The following is a 17,660-nucleotide window of genomic DNA, read 5'->3' as shown; positions in this document are numbered from 1 at the left end:
TCTCCCTGTCGTACGACGGCAAAGGGCCCGGCGTTTTGCCCTTTTCTGATTCTTGCCCCGCCACGGGTGCGGCGCTGATCAGGGGGACGCCAGGTTCCGGATCAGGGTGAGGGTTCGGGTCAGGTGGGGTTCGGAGCGGTCGGAGCGGTGCGCCAGGGCCAGGTCGACGGTGATCGCCGGGGTCGTCAGGGGGCGGTAGACGACGCCCTCCAGGGCCAGCGCGGTCACCGGGGCCGGGACCACCGCCACGCCCAGACCGCCGGCCACCAGGGTGATCAGTGTCGAGGTCTCGCCGACCTCGTGCCGGATGCGGGGCTCGATGCCGGCGTCCCGGAACAGGCCGAGGACCACGCCGTACATCGTGGAACGGCGGTCCGCGGAGTGCACGATCAGCGGCTCGTCCCGCAGGTCGGCGATCTTTATCGTCGTCTCGGCGGTCAGCGGATGCGCGGCGGGCAAAGCCACCACCAGCGGATCACTGCGCAGCGGGACGACGGTCAGCGACGGGTCGGTGACCGGCGGGCGCAGCAGGGCCACGTCGATCCCGCCGGTGCGCAGCGCCTCGACCTGGTCGGGGGCGAGCATCTCACCGCGGAAGGAGAAGTCGACTCCCGGCAAGGCGACGGCCAGATGACGGGAAAGAGCGGGCAGCAGGCTGTAAGTGGCCGACCCGACGCACCCGATGGTGAGATGGCCGACCGCTCCGGCGGCCACCCGCCGGGCCTCCTGAGCTGCGTCGTCGATGTCGGCGAGGATGGCGCGTGCCCGGGCCAGGTAGAGGTGTCCGGCCTCGGTCAGCGAAACCCGCCGGGTGGTCCGATGCAAGAGTTCGACTCCCAGTGACGCCTCCAGGCGCCGGATGGCCTGGGACAGTGGCGGCTGGGCCATGTGCAGGCGGGCGGCGGCCCGGCCGAAGTGACGTTCCTCGGCGACGACCACGAAGTACCGGAGCTGCCGCAACTCCACCGATTGATACTCCGTACCTCTCAATGGCGCAGGATATTGATACTTCAACGTATCAAGCCGACGGCATACGGTGGCCGGTATGAGAGCCTTCGTCTATCAGGCGGTGCGTACCCCGTTCGGCAGGTTCAACGGCGCGCTCGCCGGCACCCGCCCCGACGATCTGGCCGCCGGTGTCATCCAGGCGCTGCTGGAGCGGTCCCCGGGTCTGGATCCGGCGGCGATCGGCGAGGTGATCTGGGGCAACGCCAACGGCGCCGGCGAGGACAACCGCAACGTCGGCCGGATGGCCGCGCTGCTGGCCGGCCTGCCCACGTCGGTGCCGGGCACCAGCGTGAACCGGCTGTGCGGCTCCGGCCTGGACGCGGCGATGATCGGCTCCCGGGCGATCGAGACCGGGGACGCCGACGTGATCGTGGCCGGCGGGGTCGAGTCGATGACCCGCGCGCCCTGGGTGCTGCCGAAACCGGCGAAGGGCTTCCCCGCCGGGAACATGACGGCGGTGTCGACGACGCTCGGCTGGCGCCTGGTCAACCCGCGGATGCCGGAGGCCTGGACCGCCTCGCTCGGCGAGTGCAACGAGATGCTCGCGGACAAATTCAAGATCGATCGGGTACGTCAGGACGGGTTCGCCGCCCGGTCCCATCAGCTCGCGGCGCAGGCCTGGAGTGACGGGTTCTACGACAGTCTGGTGGCACCGGTCGACGGACTCACGCAAGACGAGGGTGTACGACCGGACAGTTCGCTGGAGAAGCTGGGCAAGTTGAAGCCCAGTTTCCGGCCGGACGGCACGATCACCGCCGGGAACGCCTCCCCGCTCAGTGACGGCGCGTCGGCGGTGCTGCTCGGTTCGGAACAGGCCGCCGCAACGATCGGTCATGATCCGGTGGCGCGGATCGTCGGCCGGGGCTCGTTCGCGCTGGACCCGCAGGACTTCGGGTACGCCCCGGTGGAAGCCGCGAACAAGGCCCTGCATCAGGCGGGCATCGGCTGGGACCAGGTCGGCGCGGCGGAGTTGAACGAGGCTTTCGCCGTGCAGTCGCTGGCTTGCGTGGACGCGTGGGGCATCGATCCGGAGATCGTCAACACCCGGGGCGGCGCCCTCGCGATCGGCCACCCCCTCGGCGCGAGCGGCGGCCGGATCCTGGGCACGCTCGCCAAGGTTCTGCACGAGCGCGACGCCCGGTACGGGGTGGCCGCGATCTGCATCGGTGTCGGGCAGGGCCTGTCCGTCGTACTCGAAAAGGTGTCCTGAGATTCCGTCGTACTGGAAAAGGTGTCCTGAGATGAAGCTCCGGGAGAGCGTGGACGAGGCGGTCGCCGGGATCGCCGACGGCAGCACGGTGCTGGTCGGCGGCTTCGGGATGGCCGGCATGCCGTTCGATCTGATCGACGCCCTGATCCGTCAGGGCGCGACCGGTCTGACCATCGTCAGCAACAACGCGGGCAACGGGGACGTCGGCCTGGCGGCATTGCTGAAGGCCGGCCGGGTCCAGAAAGTGATCTGTTCTTTCCCCCGGCAGTCGGATTCTTACGTCTTCGACGACCTCTACCGGGCCGGCCGTATCGAGCTGGAGGTCGTCCCGCAGGGCAACCTCGCCGAGCGGATGCGTGCCGCCGGGGCCGGGATCGGCGCGTTCTACTGCCCGACCGCGGTCGGCACACCGCTGGCCGAGGGCAAGGAGACCCGGACCATCGACGGCCGCGACTACGTGCTGGAGTTCCCGATCAAGGGGGACGTGGCGCTGATCAGCGCCCACCGGGCCGACCGGCTCGGCAATCTGGTCTACCGCAAGACCGCCCGCAACTTCGGCCCGGTCATGGCGACCGCCGCGACCACCACGATCGTGCAGGTCAGCGAGGTGGTGGAGGCCGGTTCGATCGATCCGGAGACGGTCGTGACACCGGGCATCTTCGTCGATCGGGTGGTCCGTGCCGAAGCTCGTAGCTACATGGTCGAAGGGGCCCGCTGATGCCGCTGTCCACCGGTGAACTCGCCGCCCTGGTCGCCCGGGACATCCCGGCCGGCTCCTACGTCAACCTCGGCATCGGCCAGCCCACCAGGGTCGCCGACCACCTCACGCCGGAGCAGGGCGTCATCCTGCACACCGAGAACGGCATGCTCAACATGGGCCCGGCCGCGACCGGCGACGACATCGATCCCGATCTCACCAATGCCGGGAAGGTGCCGGTGACCGAACTGCCGGGTGCCTCGTATTTTCATCACGCTGACTCGTTCATGATGATGCGCGGTGGTCATCTTGACGTGTGTGTGCTCGGTGCGTTCCAGGTCTCGGTGCACGGTGATCTGGCGAACTGGCACACCGGCGCCCCCGACGCGATCCCGGCGGTCGGCGGGGCGATGGACCTGGCGATCGGGGCCAAGCAGGTGTACGTGATGATGACGCTCTTCGACAAGCAGGGGCGGCCGAAACTCGTGCCGAAGTGCACATATCCACTGACCGGCTTACGGTGTGTCAGTCGCGTCTACACCGATCTCGCCGTTTTCGACGTCGGGGCGGGCGGAGCGGTGGTACGGGAGTCCTTCGGGATCACTCGCGAGCAACTCCGGCAAGTGACGTAATCTCACTGTCCCGTTCGTGTTTTTTGCGTCGTGTGGTGAGGAGCCGCTGGGTTGGAACTGGGTGAGGCGCGGGAGCTCGCCGTCGGGTTGATGGCCCGGCACGGGCTCAAGGGCTGGCAGTTGACGTTCGACAACGCCAAGACCCGGGCGGGGGTGTGCCGGCCCGGCACCAAGGAGATCGGGCTGTCCCGGCCACTCATGCACATCTACACCGTCGAACAGGTGACCGAGACCGTGCTGCACGAGATCGCGCACGCGCTGGTCGGCGCCAAGCACGGCCACGACGCGGTGTGGCGTGCCACCGCCCAGCGAATCGGCTGCTCCGGGACTAGGTGTGTGCCGGAGGGCGTACCGCGGGTGGAAGGGTCCTGGGTCGGTTTCTGCCCCGCCGGGCACCGCACCACCGCGCATCGGCGGCCGACCCGGGTCCGGTCGTGTTCGCGCTGCTCCCGGGCGTTCGACCGGAGCGCGGTCTTCGCCTGGACGTACCGGGGGCAGGCAGCGCCGATGCAGGCCGCCTACGCGGCCGAGATGGTCCGGGTGCAGGGTGGGCGGCCCGGCGTCGCGTTCAAGATAGGTGATCGGGTACGCCTGAAGGGTGGCGGAAAATACGGCGGGCTGGTCGGCACCATCGTCAAGCAGGGCCGCAGCCGCTACCACGTGCAGACCCGGGCCGGTCTGCTGAACGCCACGTTCGCGATGGTGGAGCCGGTGGCTTGACCTTGACACGGTGACAAGCTTTTGACTGGGACCGGAGAAAGGTGGTCCCGATGAACACGACCCGAGTCCGTCAGGCGCTGTCACACGACAACTCGTCGGTGCGGTTGCAGGCCGCCCTGGCCGCCGGCACGACACCCGACCAGGATCTGATCGACACGCTTGTCGAGCAGTGCGCCGTCGAGCCGGACTTCTACGTCCGCGACATGCTGACCTGGGCCCTGACCCGTCACCGGTCCGCGGAGACGCTCCCCCGCCTGCTCGGCGAGCTGACGTCGGCACGCCCTCAGGCCCGCAGCCAGGCGTTGCACTCCCTGTCCAAGATCGGCGACCGCTCGGCCTGGCCGTCGATCACCCGGGAGCTGCTGACCGACCCCGACGACGAGGTGGCCCGGGCGGCGTGGCGCACGGCGGCCGGCCTGGTCCCCGAGGGCGAGGTGCACTCGCTGGCCGAGATCCTGACGACCCAGCTGGGCCGCGGCAACCGGGAGACCCGCCTGAGCCTGAGCCGAGCGTTGATCACCCTGGGCGACCCGGTCCTGCCGCTCCTGGCGACAAAGGCAACCAATCCCACCCTTGCGGTACGATACCATGCGCTAGCCACCGAACACCTCTACCGCGACCCGGACGCAGGTTTCGAGTTCGCCATCGAAGAGGCAAAACGCATCGTGGCCCTCGGCCCCGACGGTCCCCCCCGGCCCGCCTGACGAGTCGGGCGCCCTCCCTCAGCCAGCCGAAGAGCCGGAGCCCTTTCCCACTCCGGCCGATGAGCCAGACCTGCTCCCCCAGTCGGTTGAAGTGCCGGACGCGCTCCCCCACCGGCCGGACGCGCTCCCCCACCGGCCGGACGCGCTCGACCACCGGCCGGACGCGCTCGACCACCCGGGTGAAGAGCCAGGCGCTCTACTCCGGTCTGCCGCAACACCCCGGCCCGCCGCATCGTCAGGCGGTCTCCCATCGCTCCCGGAGGCACCGCACGCTTCTTCCACGATGGTGCCCGACAAGGGAAGTCCGATTCCCACCAGCGGAAACGGCGAGCGGATCGCGTGATCCCGCCGCGTCGTCGCGCAGCCCTTCCTCAGCGACAGGGCAATGTCCCGGCGTGCCGTTGGGGCCGGCGGTGACCGGTGGGCTCGGTTCAGGAGGGACCATGGGTTCGTGTTGATCGGAGATGTGGCACGACGGTCCGGGGTCAGTGCCCGCATGTTGCGGCACTACGACTCGATCGGGCTGGTCCAGCCGACCGGCCGGACCGGGTCGGGCTACCGGGAGTATTCCAGCGACGACATCCGCCGGATCTTCCACATCGAGAGCCTGCGGTCACTGGGGCTGTCGCTGAAAGAGGCCGGCCGGGCGCTGGACGATCCCGCGTTCGACCCGGCCGAACTGGTCAGCGAGCTGATCACCCGAACCCGGGAGCGAATCGCCGACGAGACCAGGCTGCTCACCAGGTTGCAGCAGATCGGCGTGGCCGGTGCGGCCGGCTGGGAGGACGTGCTCCAGATCGTGTCGCTGCTGCAGGCCCTGGGATCGGACAACCCCGGCCGCCGCCAGCAGGCAGCGATGTCCGCAGCCGAGGACGTCCCGATGCCGGTGGAAGCCCTGGTGGAAGCGGTCCTGACCGAATCGGACCCGAACGTGGCCGGCGCCCTGCGCTGGGCGCTGGTCCAGCTGGGGGATCAGATCGGCGATCCGGAGGGGAGTCGGGCAGGGGCGCGGAGCGGGGAGGACGCTCTGGCACTTCTGGCGGCCGGGCTCCGGGATTCCTCGGGGGCGGTGCGGAAACGGGCCGTTCTGACCATCGCCGAGTTCCCGGCCGAGGAGGCCACTGCGCAACTCCAGGATGCGCTCACCAACTCCGATGCCGCGGTCCGGCGGCACGCGGCGGTGGCTCTGGGCGCGCGGGGCGCGGACGGGGCGATCCCCACCCTGGTCGGCATGATCGTCGCGAACACCAGCGACGCCGATGCCGCCGACGCACTGGGAGCGCTGGCCGCCGATCCGGTCATGGCGGACCGGATCACCGATGTCCTCAGCGGCCGCATAGCCGAGATCAAGGCCCGCCTGGCGGAGGGAACTCCGGACCGCGGCCGGGCGGCGGCCCGGCAACGGCTGACACAGGCACTGGCAGACATCCCCGGCGAAGCCGCAACCCGAGCCCTGACCGAACTGTCAGCCGACAGCGATCGGGCTGTCGCTCTCACCGCCACCTACGTGCTGACCCTGCGCGCAAACGCACACCCCGACTGATCAGACGAGGCAGACGCACACCCAGACAGATCGGGCGATATACACGCATACCCCAACAGATCAGGTGAAACAGGCGCACACCCCAACCGATCAGGCGAGGCAGACGCGCACCCTGACTGATCAGACGACAAGGATGCCCGCACACGTGGGTCGAGGTCACCACCGGCGACCGGGCCGATAATCGGCTCCAGTTCCACACGCGCGGTGGGCCGTCCTCCGGTACCGGGGGTCTGCCGGGCGCGGTGACGGGTCGGCTGACGTTCTGTGTGGAGCTGGTCACCGAGGACTTCAAGCCTGGCCAGGTCGGCTCGTCGGCGATGCCGCACACGATGAATCGGCGATGCCGCACGAGATCAATCGGCGATGCCGCACCAGATGAAGGTGCGTCCGCATTCGGACGAGGGCCCGCGGCAGAGTGGAGTCCCTGATGGTGGTGTAACGCGGTCCGCGGCGAGTGACGGCTCACCGGTCCGGGCGGCGGAGGACCGGACCGCGGGTTGGGCATCACCATCCGGGGCCGGAGGGGTGAGGAGTGTCATCTCTGGTGGCGGGTTCCACGTTCGGTGACGTAATTTCGGGATTAAGCGAAATGACGAAGGACGGTGCGTCGGCGTGCTGGCGGAGTGCAAGGCGCTGTCGAACGAGACTCGGCTGGCGATTCTGGAGTGGCTCAAGGATCCCGAGGGTCAGTTCCCGGAGGCCGGGGGCGAGACCGCGGAGATCGGGGTCTGTGCCGGGCTGATCCAGCGCCGGGCCGGGTGTTCCGCCTCCACCGTTTCCGCGCATCTGGCGGTTCTTCAGCGGGCCGGGTTCCTGCTCGCGACCCGTCGCGGTCAGTGGATCTACTTCCGCCGGGACGAGGAGCGGATCCGTGCCTTCGCCGAACGCCTCCGCGAGCTGTGATCCGCGGGACATCCGGCCGGCGCCGCCGGGCCGAGACATCAAGCCGACGCCGCCGGGCCGAGACATCAAGCCGACGCCGCCGGGCCGAGACATCAGGCCGGCGCCACCGGGCCGAGACATCTGAAACCGCACGCTGCACCGTGAAACCGTGACTCTGGAAGGCGGCACCCCAATGCCCACCGCACTCTCCCTGCTCGATCTGGCTCCGATCTCCGCCGGGCACACCGCGCGCGACAGTTTCGAGAGCAGCGTGGCTCTGGCCCGGGCCGCCGAGAGCGCCGGCTACCAGCGGGTCTGGTACGCCGAGCACCACAACATGGCCACCATCGCGTCGTCGGCGACAAGTGTGGTGATCGGGTACGTGGCCGCGCACACCGAGTCGATCCGGCTCGGTGCGGGCGGGATCATGCTGCCGAACCATTCACCGCTGGTGATCGCCGAGCAGTTCGGCACGTTGGAGACGCTGTTCCCGGGGCGGATCGATCTGGGGCTGGGCCGCGCGCCGGGCAGTGACCAGGTGACGATGCGGGCGCTGCGCCGGGACCACATGTCGGCCGAGTCGTTCCCGCAGGATGTGCAGGAGTTGCAGGGTTATCTGTCCGGGAAGTCGCTGGTCCCGGGCGTGCAGGCGGTGCCGCGGGCGGAGCAGCCGGTGCCGCTCTACATCCTGGGTTCGTCGTTGTTCGGTGCCCAGCTGGCCGCGCAGCTGGGCCTGCCGTACGCGTTCGCCTCGCACTTCTCCCCGGAGGCCCTGCACCAGGCGGTAAAGATCTACCGGGAGACGTTCGTGGCGTCCGAGCAGCTGGCCGAACCGTACGTGATCGCCGGTGTGAACGTGGTGGCGGCCGAGGACCACGACGAGGCGGTGGAGCAGATGAAGGCGGCCTACCGCGCGCGGACCAGGGCGTTCATCACCCGCGGTTCGGTGGGCCAGAACTTCACCGACGCCGAGATCGACGCGTTCCTGGCCTCACCGAACGGCCGTCAGCTGGCTTCGATGACGAAATACACCGCGGTGGGTACGCCGGACGAGGTCCGTGACTACCTGACGAACTTCGCCGCCGAGTGTCAGGCCGACGAGCTGATCACGGCCCACCACGCGCAGTCGGTGGAGGACCGGATCCGCTCGATCACCCTGACCGGCGCAGCCTTCAAAAAGGACGCAGCCTTCACAACGGACGCAGCGTTCAAAGAGCCGGCAACGACAGCGTGAAAATGCTGCCCACCGGCTGCCCCGCCTGATAGCCGACGACACCGCCGTTGGCTTCGGCGAGCCCGCGGACGATGTAGAGGCCGAGTCCGTGCCCCTGGATCGACGGGTCGTTCCCGGTGGCCCGGGTGAACCTGTCGAACAGGGCCGGCCGCAGTTCCGGCGAGATCCCGGGCCCGTCGTCGTGCACGGCGATGATCGCCCGTTCGGCACGGCGCTCGGCGGTGATCCGGGTGACCCCACCGGCGTACTTGGCGGCGTTGGTGCAGAAGTTGGTGACGATCTGCTGTAGGTGGCTGGGGTGCACCAGGGCCACCAGGTCGCCGGGGCAGGTCACCGGGACGTCGAGGTCGAGCCCGGTGAGGGTGTCGGCGAGCGCCGCCGCCAGCGGGACCGGCTCCGGGCTGGCCTGCAGGCGGTCGGCGTCGATGGTGCACATGGCCAGGATCTCGGCGCGCAGCTGGTTGAGCCGGCGCGCCGAGCGGGCGATCACGTCGAGTGGTTTCTGCTGGCCGGGGCTGAGGTGGACGGTGTCGGCGAGCAGGACCTCGGCGTACCCGGCAATGGTGTTGAGGGGTGTGCCGATCTCGTGCGAGAGCATGCCCATCAGGTCGAGTTTGAGGGCATTGGCGTCGGCGAGCCGGCTGTTGATGTCCTGTAGTTCGTCGTTGCGGATGCCGAGCAGGGTGGCGGCGGCGTCGCGTTCGCGTTCGGCGGCCAGGCGTGCGGTGACGTCCTGGACGACGGCGATGAAGCTGACCGGCTGGCCGTCGGTGTCGCGGACCAGGGACATGCCCATCTCCACGTCGACGACGTGCCCGCCGGTGTGCAGCAGCCGCAGGTACCGGCCGGTGGGCAGGTCCTCGGTGAACATGTAGGCGGCGGTGCGGTCGTTCTCGGCCCGGTCGTCGGGGTGGGTGATCTCGTCGAGGGTGCGTCCTTCCAGGTCGGCGACGGTCCGGCCGAGGATCTCGGCGAACGCCGGGTTGACCTGTTGCAGCCGCCCGTCCAGCGAGAGGGCCGCCTGCCCGACGGTGACCAGGGAGAACTGGGTGCGCAGCCGTTTCTCGCTGTCGGCGAGCTGTCGTTCGGCCTGTTTGCGGGCGGTGACGTCGACGTTGACCTCGAGGTACGCGATCGGCTGGCCGTCGTCGTCGTACTGCACGCCCTGGTGGGAGAGCACGACGATGCGGGTGCCGTCGCTGCGCAGGTGGTCGAGTTCGCCGGACCATTCCCCGGTGGCGAGCAGCTGTTGTTCCACGGCTTCCTGGTCGAGGGGGAAGCGGGTGTCGAGGAGTTTGTGGATGCCCCGGCCGGTGACGGCGGCGGCGTTCCAGCCGTAGACGTGTTCGGCCCCCCGGTTCCAGTAGGTGATCCGCCCGTCCAGGGCCCGCACGATGACCGCCGCGGTCGGGGCGAGGTCGAGCAGTTCGGCCTGCTGGCGCAGCCGGGTGTTGTCGTGGTGCCGGTCGGTGACGTCGCTGCACACGCCGTCGACGTAGAGCACACCGTTCTCCCGGCGGGGCTGGCCGCGGGTCCACACCCAGCGGGTGACGCCGTCGCCGCCGATCAGCCGGCAGGCGACCTGGGCGGGGGCGCCGGAGGTGAGGGTGTCCCGGAAGTCCAGGAAGATCTCCCGGTCGTCCGGGTGGATCATGGCCGCCATGGCGCGGCTGAGGTCGCCGCCGGAGGGGGCGGGGCCGCCGAAGATGGCGGTGTTGTTGGGGCTGGCGTAGACGAGGCGGACGGCGCTGTCGGAGGTGATCCGGACGGTCCACAGGAAGTCGCTGAGGTTGGACACGATCTGGTCGAAGTGCCGGCGGGCGCGGCTGAGTTCGAGTTCCAGGTCGACGGCGCGGCGGCGGTGCACGTACTGGCCGATGTGTGCGGCGACCGAGTCGAGGGCGGCCATCAGGTCGGGTTCGGGGTCGACGACGCGCCTGTCGAAGATGGCCAGGACACCGACGACGTCGGGGCCGTTGCGGACCGGGACGGCGACGACGGTGTTGAGCCCGGCGGCTTTGGCGGCGGGCGCGCGGGTGGTGTCGGAGCTGGCCAGGTCGGTGCTCCAGCGGGCGGCCCGGGACTGGAAGACCTTGTCGACCACGCCGCAGCCCCGGCCGTACTCCCGGGTGTTGCGCATGGGGGTGGTGGTCTTGCTGTCGCGGGACCAGTCGGCGACACGGACCAGTTGGTCGTCGCCGTCCGGGTCCAGGTGCCAGTACTCGACGTAGGGCCAGATCAGGCCCTCGCCGACCCGGGCGACGACGGCTTCGGCGGCGTGTTCGGCGGTCTCGGCGGCGGCCAGGGCTCCGGAGACCGCGTACTCCAGGCGGCGCAGTTGCTCGCGGCGCCGGACCAGGCTGATGTCGCGGACGAAGGCGTAGGTGGTGGGGACGCCGTTCTGGTTGCGTACGGCGGCGGAGATCTCGATCGGGAAGCGGCGGCCCTGCCGGTGGACACCGAGGAACTCGCGGTGGGTCCAGGAGGACCGGTTGCCGAGTTCGGTGATCCAGTGGGTGAAGACGTCGCGCTGCTCGGCCGCGATGATCATCTCGACGGCGGGCTGTCCGGTGGTGTCGGTCGCGCTGCGCCCGAAGATCCGTTCGGCAGCCGTGTTCCAGCAGGTGATCATGCCTTGCGAGTCGGTCTGCACGAACGCGTCGCCGGTGCCGTCGACCATCCACCGCACGTCGCTCTGACCACGTTCGGTCTCGTCGGCGGCCATCCGGCGGGCCACCTCGGAGCCGGCGGCGGTGGCCAGCGCGGTCAGTGTCGCCAGGTCGGACTCCTGCCAGGAGCGCGGCTCGGTGCCGTAGACGCAGAGCGTCCCGACCACGTGCCCGCTCGGCGACCGGACCGGAACCCCCAGGTAGGCGACCGCCTGGTAGGCGGCGATGGCCGGGTTGTTGCGCAGCACCGGATGTTCCCGGGCGTCACCGACGACCAGCGGCTCACCGGCGGCCACCACATATTGGCAGTACGAGTGGGTACGGGGGACCTGGCGCAGTCCGGGGCCGAGCGGCGGGCCACTGAGGCTGACGTGGCTCTGCCGGTCGCCCTCGACCATGTTCATCAGCGCGACGCGGCCACCGATCAGGCGCATGGCGAGCCCGGTGATCTCGTCGAGGACGGGCGACGGCGGTCCGCCGATGAGCCCGGTCGCCGCCACCGCGTCGAGACGGGCCGGGTCGCGGACCACGTCGGGGTCCGCATTCGTCGAGGCAGCTGTGGTAGTCATCACCGCTCCCGGTCGGCACCATTGGACCCGATTTGAGGGGTTTACCGGATGCACAATGGGTGGATGGAACGCATCGTGGTCATCGGCGGGCATGGCAAAGTGGCGCGGCTGTTGGTGCCGTTGCTGACCAGCGCGGGGCATGCGGTGACCGCGGTCATCCGCAATCCCGATCATGCCACCGAGGTGGCCGCGACCGGCGCGATTCCGCTGGTCGCCGACGTGGAGCGGCTCGACGCCGACACGCTCGCCGGGCACTTCGCCGGGCATGACGCGATCATCTGGTCGGCCGGGGCCGGTGGCGGCGACCCGGCGCGGACGTATGCGGTGGACCGGGATGCCGCGATCCGCTCGATGGCGGCCGCGGAGCAGGCCGGCGTGCGCCGCTACCTGATGGTCTCCTACTTCGGCGCCGGTCCCGGCCACGGGATCCTCGAGGACAACCCCTTCTTTCCGTACGCGGAAGCGAAAGCCGCCGCCGACACCCACCTGGCCGGCACCGCCCTGTCCTGGACGATCCTCGCACCGAGCAAACTGACCGACGGCCCCGCCACCGGCCGCATCGAGACCGGCACCCGGGGCGCCACCCCCGGCGAGGTGTCCCGGGCCGACGTCGCGGCGGTGACGCTCGCGGTCCTGCACGACCCGTCCACGATCGGCCGCACCATCAGCTTCAACACCGGATCGACCCGGATCGCGGAGGCCCTGACCTCAGAGCGCGGCTAGGAAGGCCGCGGTCTGCCGGGCGATCTCCGGTGACAGCGTGTGATGCAGGTAGTGGTCGCCCTCCAGGACGACCGTTCTGCCGGTGGCGACGCTCGCTGCCTGCCGCTCGTGGAGGGCCACCCAGTCCGCCACGTCGGTGTCGTTCGATCGTACAAAAAGAAGGATCGGCAGGGTTCTGGGGAAGGTCGCCCCGCTGACCGCGGCGAAGTTGGCCGGGGCGTGCGCCATCTCGTCCAGCATCGTGGGCGCGGCCGCGTTCCGGTTGGTGAGCAGCGTCATCTGCCGGCGGGCCGGCTCGTCGTAGGGCAGGCCCTGGTAGGGGTCACCGGCAACGGCGGCCAGCACCCGGGTCAGCCCGAGAGCACTGAGGGTAGCGATCGCCCCGGTCGGGATCGGGGTGTCCCAGCCCTGCTGATCGGGGACACTGCTGTCGATCCCGACGAAGGCGATCATCTCGTCCGCATGGGCGGCGCTGTAGGTGAGGGCGTAGATCCCGGCGATCGAGTGGCCCATCAGCACGTAACGGTCGACGCCGAGGTGTTGCAGGGCCTCGTGGATCTCCCGGGTGATGTTCGCGGCGGTGCGCTCACTGGCGGCCTGGTCGCTCAGCCCGGTGCCGAACGGTTCGACCGCGATCACCCGGTACCGGCTCTGCAGCGCGGCGATCAGCGGCTGGAAGTCGAGCCCGGGAGCCGCCGTGCCGAGACCCGGCAGCAGCACCACGGTCTCCGGCCCGGAGCCCGCGACCACCACGTTCATCCGCCTGCCGTCCACCGGCACCAGCTGCCCGTACGGCGCGATCGACGACGCTTCCGCCCTGCTCACCTCCCCGTTCACGGCGGCGGTCGTGGTGAGCGACAGGACCGGCAGGGCCACCAGCACGGCGGCAGCGATCTTCAGGGCGTTGCGCATGGTTCTCGTTTCGATCGGCGGGACACCCCGAGCCAACCAGCCACCCGAGTCACGCAGTAGTTCCCGCTGTCACCGGCCGACCATGACAGGTGTCATGCGGCACTTTCAGAAGCGGGCGTGGAGCCAGCGGAGCTGGGCTCGGGTGTGGACCGCGTCGCCGTGTTCGTGGCCGTTGTAGGGGTAGACCTCCAGGATGCGGGACGGGCGGGCCGGGTGGGTGGCGCCGTAGTGGTTGTAGGCGGCGAAACCGGTGCTCGGTGGGCAGACCGTGTCGCGCAGGCCGATGCCGAAGTGGGTGGGTGCGGTGGCCCGGCGGGCGAAGTGGACGCCGTCGAAGTAGCCGAGCGTCGTCCATACGGCCGGGCCCGCGCCGCGGTGTACGGACAGGTAGCCGGCGATCTCCCCGTACGGCGAGGTGTCGGTCAGATCGACGGCCCGTCTGATGTGGCACAGGAACGGCGCCGAGACCAGGACCGCGGCCAGGCCGGGGACCAGCCCGGCGACGGCCAGCGCGATGCCGCCGCCCTGGCTGTTCCCGGCCACGGCCACCCGGGACCGATCAATTCCGGGCAGCTCTTGTACGGCAGCCACAGCCGCCACGGCGTCGGTGATCAGACGGCGGTAGTAGTAGTCGTACGGCGAGAGAATGCCCTGTGTCGTTCCGGCGCCGGCCGGGTCCGGGGTGTCGCCACCGCAGCCGTAGAGATCACCCTGCCCCCGGTTGTCCATCAGCAGATGCGCGTAACCGGCCGCCGGCCAGGACAGACGCTCGTGTGGCAGGCCGCGCCCCCGGCCGTACCCGGCGAACTCGACAACCGCCGGCAGCGGGCCCCCGGTACGGGCGGGCCGGGTGTACCAGGCCCGGATCGGCAAGCCGCCGAACCCGGCGAACGTCACGTCCCAGCAGTCGAACATCGCGAGATCGTTCTCGGACGGCACGGCCGACCGCAGCGGTGACTCCAGACCGGTGAGGGTGTCCGTCCAGAAGCTGTCGAAGTCGTCCGGCTCGGGCACCACCGGCAGGTAGCGCTCCAACTGGTCGAGCGGCAGATCAAAAGCGGCCATGCGGGACCTCACAGATGATGCGGTGGGACGGTTCTCCCGGACGATCAGTGCGGTGGGGCGGTGCTCTCCCGGACGATCAGTTCGGTGACCAGGTCGATGCGGGTCATCGGGACCGGCACGCCGCGGGCCAGGTCGAGCAGCATCCGCACGGCGGTGCCGGCCATGTCCTGGACGTGCTGATCGACGGTGGTGAGCGGGGTCGCCGACCACTCGGCCATCTCGACGTTGTCGTAGCCGACGACGGACAGGTCGGCCGGGATCCGCAGCCCGAGTTTGCGGGCGGCCCGGATGACGCCCATGGCCTGCATGTCGGACCCGGCGAACACCGCGGTCGGGCGGTCCGGCAGGGCCAGGAGTTCGAGGCCGTGCTGGTAGCCGGTCTCGCCGGTGAAGTGTCCGAACCGGATCAGGTTCTGGTCGACCGGGAGCGAGTGCTCGTCGTGGGCGGAGCGGTAGCCGGCGACGCGGGCCCGGCTGCACAGCACGTCGGCCGGGCCGGAGACCACGGCGATCCGCCGATGCCCGAGGTTGATCAGGTGCTGGGTGGCCAGCAGGCCGCCGTTGAAGTTGTTGGAGCCGACCGTCGGCACCGAGGCGGCGGTGGCGCTGTCGGTGTCCAGGACGACGAACGGGATGCGCTGCCGGTGCAGTTGCCGCTGCTGGGACTCGGTCGGGTGGCAGAGCACCAGGAGCACGCCGAGCGGGCTGCGGGCGAGCACGTCGTCGGCCCAGTGCCGGGGTGGCCGGTGGTTGCCGTCGAGCTGGGAGATCAGCAGTTCGACGCGGGCGGCGGTGGTGACCGTTTCCACCCCGCGGATGACCTCCATCGCCCAGGCCGCGTCGAACTCGTGGAACACCAGGTCGATGTGGCCGGTGACGGCGGGTGGCCGGCGGTTGCGGCGGCGGTATCCGTGCGCCTGCAGGCTCGCCTCGACGCGGGCCCGGGTCAGGGCGGCGACGTCGGAGCGGCCGTTGAGGACCTTGGACACGGTGGTCACCGAGACACCGACCTCGTCGGCGATGACCGCGATCGTGGTACGGGGTTGGCTCATCGAAACATCACGCACCGCCATCGGTAGTTGCGAGCGAGATTTCGCTGCACCATACCGGCAGGACATCGACGCAGTCCACTGCCGATCACCATCAGAACAGCCCGCTGATGTGCCTTGACACATGCTCGTAACAGATTTACGTTCGCCGCCAGACATACCGGTCCGTCGATGAAACTTTCGGAGCTGGGCGGTTGGTGTTTGCATGGTGATCACGTCCGAACGGGACGTCGGGAGCGACGTTCCACCACAGCCCGCGCCGAAGCCCCGGCGCCGCACGATGCTCCAGTCGGTGCGACGTGACTGGCAGCTCTACTCGCTGGCCGTACTCCCGCTGGTGTTCTTTCTGATCTTCCGGTATCTCCCGATGATCGGGAACGTCATCGCTTTCCGCCGGTACGAACCCGGCGGCGATCTGTTCGGTGAGTACTGGGTGGGGCTCCGCTATTTCCGGATGTTCCTCGACGATCCGACGTTCTGGCAGGTCTTCACGAACACGATCGTGATCGGCGGGCTGACGCTGCTGTTCTGCTTCCCGCTGCCGATCGTGCTCGCGCTGCTGCTCAACGAGGTGCGGACCCGCTGGCTGAAGGGTTTCGTGCAGACCGTCTCGTATCTGCCGCACTTCCTGTCGATCGTGGTGATCGCCGGCCTGATCCTGCAGACGGTGTCGGTGGACGGCGTGATCAATCAGGGCTTGCGGGCGGTCGGGCAGGATCCGGTCGCGTTCATCCAGGATCCGGGCTGGTTCCGGACGTTGTACGTGTCGTCCGAGGTCTGGCAGACGGTCGGCTGGGGCACCATCCTCTACCTGGCCGCGCTCACCACCATCGACGCCGACCTCTACGACCAGGCGAAGGTGGACGGCGCGAACCGCTGGCGGCAGACCTGGCACGTGACGCTGCCCGGCATCCGCCCCACCATGATCACGCTGCTGATCCTCAACATCGGCACGTTCCTCGCGGTCGGATTCGAGAAGATCCTGCTGCTCTACAACCCGCTGACGTACGGGACGGCGGACGTCGTCTCGACGTATCTCTACCGGGTCGGCATCGTCTCCGGCAGCTTCAGCTACGCCGCCGCGATCGGCCTGTTCGAGTCGCTGATCGGCCTGGCCCTGGTGCTCGGCGCGAACACCCTGTCCCGGCGCGTGGCGGGTACCAGCCTGTGGTGACCGAGTCCCGGGGATACCGGGTGTTCCAGCTGGTCAACGGCATCGTGCTGACCGCTGTGGTGCTGGTGACGCTGTTCCCGTTCGTGAACATCGTGGCCCGCTCGTTCAGCGGCGAGCAGGAGATCCGGTCCGGTCAGGTGACGCTCTGGCCGAAAGGCTTCAACACGACCACGTACGAGAAGGTCATGTCGGATGCCCTGTTCTGGACCAATTACCGCAACACCGTGGTGTACACGGTGGTGGCCACGGTCATCGCGCTGTTCCTGACCACCTGTTACGCCTACGTGCTGTCCAAGCGGCAGCTGCGCGGACGGAGTGTCCTGGTCGGCGTCGCGGTGTTCACGATGTTCTTCAACGGCGGCCTGATCCCCAACTATGTGCTGGTCAGCGCCCTCGGGCTGCGCAACACGCTGTGGGCGATCGTGCTGCCGAACGCGATAAGCGTCTTCAACCTGCTCGTGATGAAGGCGTTCTTCGAGAGCCTGCCGACCGAGTTGGAGGAGGCGGCTGCCGTCGACGGGTCGGGAACTTACGGCACCCTGCTACGGATCGTGCTGCCGCTGTCGAAAGCGGTGCTCGCCACGATGCTGCTGTTCTACGCGGTGGCGTTCTGGAACTCGTGGTTCGCCGGCTTCCTCTACATGGACAAACAGGAGTTGTTCCCGGTCACGGTCTATCTGCGCAACCTGATCGCCGGGGCCACCTCCGGCACCGACGTCACCGCCACCAGCGAGGCCGCGCTGCAGATCGCGGCCAGCATCCAGGCCGTCACGATCGTCCTCACCATGCTGCCGATCATGCTCGTCTACCCGTTCATCCAGCGATTCTTCGTCTCCGGCGTCATGCTCGGCGCCGTCAAAGGTTAGGAG

Annotated in this window: 16 protein-coding genes; 11 read left to right on the top strand and 5 right to left on the bottom strand. The window is 69.3% G+C overall.

What is annotated here, in order from left to right; translation table 11 throughout:
- Window positions 1-78: 78 nt before the first annotated feature.
- Complete coding sequence (locus Aco03nite_RS31115) at window positions 79-990, bottom strand: LysR substrate-binding domain-containing protein (RefSeq protein WP_203801175.1); 912 nt, start codon at window positions 988-990, stop codon at window positions 79-81.
- 55 nt (window positions 991-1,045) lie between these two features.
- Between Aco03nite_RS31115 and Aco03nite_RS31110 the strand changes: the two genes are divergently transcribed.
- The 8 genes from Aco03nite_RS31110 (at window position 1,046) to Aco03nite_RS31075 (ending at window position 8,630) form a co-directional block, all read left to right on the top strand.
- Window positions 1,046-2,218 (top strand): thiolase family protein, encoded by a 1,173-nt coding sequence (locus Aco03nite_RS31110; protein ID WP_203801172.1) that lies wholly within the window; start codon window positions 1,046-1,048, stop codon window positions 2,216-2,218.
- A 31-nt stretch (window positions 2,219-2,249) separates the two neighbouring features.
- A complete protein-coding gene (locus tag Aco03nite_RS31105) occupies window positions 2,250-2,936 on the top strand; it encodes a 3-oxoacid CoA-transferase subunit A (protein WP_203801170.1) in 687 nt (228 codons plus the stop codon).
- Window positions 2,936-3,547, top strand: coding sequence for a 3-oxoacid CoA-transferase subunit B (locus Aco03nite_RS31100; protein WP_203801169.1), 612 nt, complete (start codon window positions 2,936-2,938; stop codon window positions 3,545-3,547). The genes Aco03nite_RS31105 and Aco03nite_RS31100 overlap by 1 nt, the downstream gene beginning before the upstream one ends.
- 51 nt (window positions 3,548-3,598) lie before the next feature.
- Window positions 3,599-4,267: a SprT-like domain-containing protein gene (locus tag Aco03nite_RS31095; RefSeq protein ID WP_203801168.1), complete on the top strand. Its 669-nt coding sequence runs from the start codon at window positions 3,599-3,601 to the stop codon at window positions 4,265-4,267.
- A gap of 50 nt (window positions 4,268-4,317) precedes the next feature.
- On the top strand, window positions 4,318-4,971 hold the full coding sequence (locus Aco03nite_RS31090) for a HEAT repeat domain-containing protein (protein ID WP_373872645.1): 654 nt from the start codon (window positions 4,318-4,320) through the stop codon (window positions 4,969-4,971).
- Between the two features lie 451 nt (window positions 4,972-5,422).
- Window positions 5,423-6,514 (top strand): HEAT repeat domain-containing protein, encoded by a 1,092-nt coding sequence (locus tag Aco03nite_RS31085; protein WP_203801166.1) that lies wholly within the window; start codon window positions 5,423-5,425, stop codon window positions 6,512-6,514.
- A gap of 612 nt (window positions 6,515-7,126) precedes the next feature.
- Window positions 7,127-7,417 (top strand): ArsR/SmtB family transcription factor, encoded by a 291-nt coding sequence (locus tag Aco03nite_RS31080; RefSeq protein WP_203801165.1) that lies wholly within the window; start codon window positions 7,127-7,129, stop codon window positions 7,415-7,417.
- 148 nt (window positions 7,418-7,565) lie between these two features.
- The gene (locus tag Aco03nite_RS31075; RefSeq protein ID WP_239145583.1) at window positions 7,566-8,630 is read left to right on the top strand and encodes an LLM class flavin-dependent oxidoreductase; all 1,065 of its coding nucleotides are present in this window, start codon (window positions 7,566-7,568) and stop codon (window positions 8,628-8,630) included.
- Here the strand turns inward: Aco03nite_RS31075 and Aco03nite_RS31070 are convergent.
- Window positions 8,605-11,868, bottom strand: coding sequence for a PAS domain S-box protein (locus tag Aco03nite_RS31070; RefSeq protein WP_203801163.1), 3,264 nt, complete (start codon window positions 11,866-11,868; stop codon window positions 8,605-8,607). The two genes, Aco03nite_RS31075 and Aco03nite_RS31070, sit on opposite strands and share 26 nt — an antisense overlap.
- A gap of 63 nt (window positions 11,869-11,931) precedes the next feature.
- On the opposite strand from Aco03nite_RS31070, the gene Aco03nite_RS31065 reads away from it, so the two are divergent.
- Window positions 11,932-12,591, top strand: a complete 660-nt coding sequence (locus tag Aco03nite_RS31065; RefSeq protein ID WP_203801161.1) for an SDR family oxidoreductase — start codon at window positions 11,932-11,934, stop codon at window positions 12,589-12,591.
- Here Aco03nite_RS31065 and Aco03nite_RS31060 read toward each other — a convergent pair.
- From Aco03nite_RS31060 to Aco03nite_RS31050, 3 genes are all read right to left on the bottom strand, one after another.
- The gene (locus Aco03nite_RS31060) at window positions 12,577-13,503 is read right to left on the bottom strand and encodes an alpha/beta fold hydrolase (protein ID WP_203801159.1); all 927 of its coding nucleotides are present in this window, start codon (window positions 13,501-13,503) and stop codon (window positions 12,577-12,579) included. The genes Aco03nite_RS31065 and Aco03nite_RS31060 overlap by 15 nt on opposite strands.
- Before the next feature lie 105 nt (window positions 13,504-13,608).
- A complete protein-coding gene (locus Aco03nite_RS31055; RefSeq protein WP_203801157.1) occupies window positions 13,609-14,568 on the bottom strand; it encodes an acetylxylan esterase in 960 nt (319 codons plus the stop codon).
- Window positions 14,569-14,612: 44 nt separating this feature from the next.
- Window positions 14,613-15,620 (bottom strand): LacI family DNA-binding transcriptional regulator, encoded by a 1,008-nt coding sequence (locus tag Aco03nite_RS31050; RefSeq protein WP_239145582.1) that lies wholly within the window; start codon window positions 15,618-15,620, stop codon window positions 14,613-14,615.
- 289 nt (window positions 15,621-15,909) lie between these two features.
- Here Aco03nite_RS31050 and Aco03nite_RS31045 point away from each other — a divergent pair, with 289 nt between their 5' ends.
- Window positions 15,910-16,791 (top strand): ABC transporter permease, encoded by an 882-nt coding sequence (locus Aco03nite_RS31045; RefSeq protein WP_239145581.1) that lies wholly within the window; start codon window positions 15,910-15,912, stop codon window positions 16,789-16,791.
- Window positions 16,788-17,657, top strand: coding sequence for a carbohydrate ABC transporter permease (locus tag Aco03nite_RS31040; protein WP_239145580.1), 870 nt, complete (start codon window positions 16,788-16,790; stop codon window positions 17,655-17,657). Before Aco03nite_RS31045 ends, Aco03nite_RS31040 begins: the two co-directional genes overlap by 4 nt.
- Window positions 17,658-17,660 lie beyond the last annotated feature (3 nt).

Source organism: Actinoplanes couchii, assembly GCF_016862075.1.
GTDB classification, from domain to species: Bacteria; Actinomycetota; Actinomycetes; order Mycobacteriales; family Micromonosporaceae; genus Actinoplanes; species Actinoplanes couchii.
Note: the sequence above shows the minus strand (reverse complement) of the source record. Positions and strands in the feature narration are given on the sequence as shown.

What these genes read in the sequence shown, in the direction of transcription:
- Aco03nite_RS31110 (WP_203801172.1), top strand. Translation starts at nt 1,046, where the DNA reads ATGAGAGCCTTCGTCTATCAGGCGGTGCGTACCCCGTTCGGCAGGTTC.
- Aco03nite_RS31105 (WP_203801170.1), top strand. Translation starts at nt 2,250, where the DNA reads ATGAAGCTCCGGGAGAGCGTGGACGAGGCGGTCGCCGGGATCGCCGAC.
- Aco03nite_RS31100 (WP_203801169.1), top strand. Translation starts at nt 2,936, where the DNA reads ATGCCGCTGTCCACCGGTGAACTCGCCGCCCTGGTCGCCCGGGACATC.
- Aco03nite_RS31090 (WP_373872645.1), top strand. Translation starts at nt 4,318, where the DNA reads ATGAACACGACCCGAGTCCGTCAGGCGCTGTCACACGACAACTCGTCG.
- Aco03nite_RS31070 (WP_203801163.1), bottom strand. Translation starts at nt 11,868, where the DNA reads ATGACTACCACAGCTGCCTCGACGAATGCGGACCCCGACGTGGTCCGC.
- Aco03nite_RS31065 (WP_203801161.1), top strand. Translation starts at nt 11,932, where the DNA reads ATGGAACGCATCGTGGTCATCGGCGGGCATGGCAAAGTGGCGCGGCTG.
- Aco03nite_RS31060 (WP_203801159.1), bottom strand. Translation starts at nt 13,503, where the DNA reads ATGCGCAACGCCCTGAAGATCGCTGCCGCCGTGCTGGTGGCCCTGCCG.
- Aco03nite_RS31055 (WP_203801157.1), bottom strand. Translation starts at nt 14,568, where the DNA reads ATGGCCGCTTTTGATCTGCCGCTCGACCAGTTGGAGCGCTACCTGCCG.
- Aco03nite_RS31050 (WP_239145582.1), bottom strand. Translation starts at nt 15,620, where the DNA reads ATGAGCCAACCCCGTACCACGATCGCGGTCATCGCCGACGAGGTCGGT.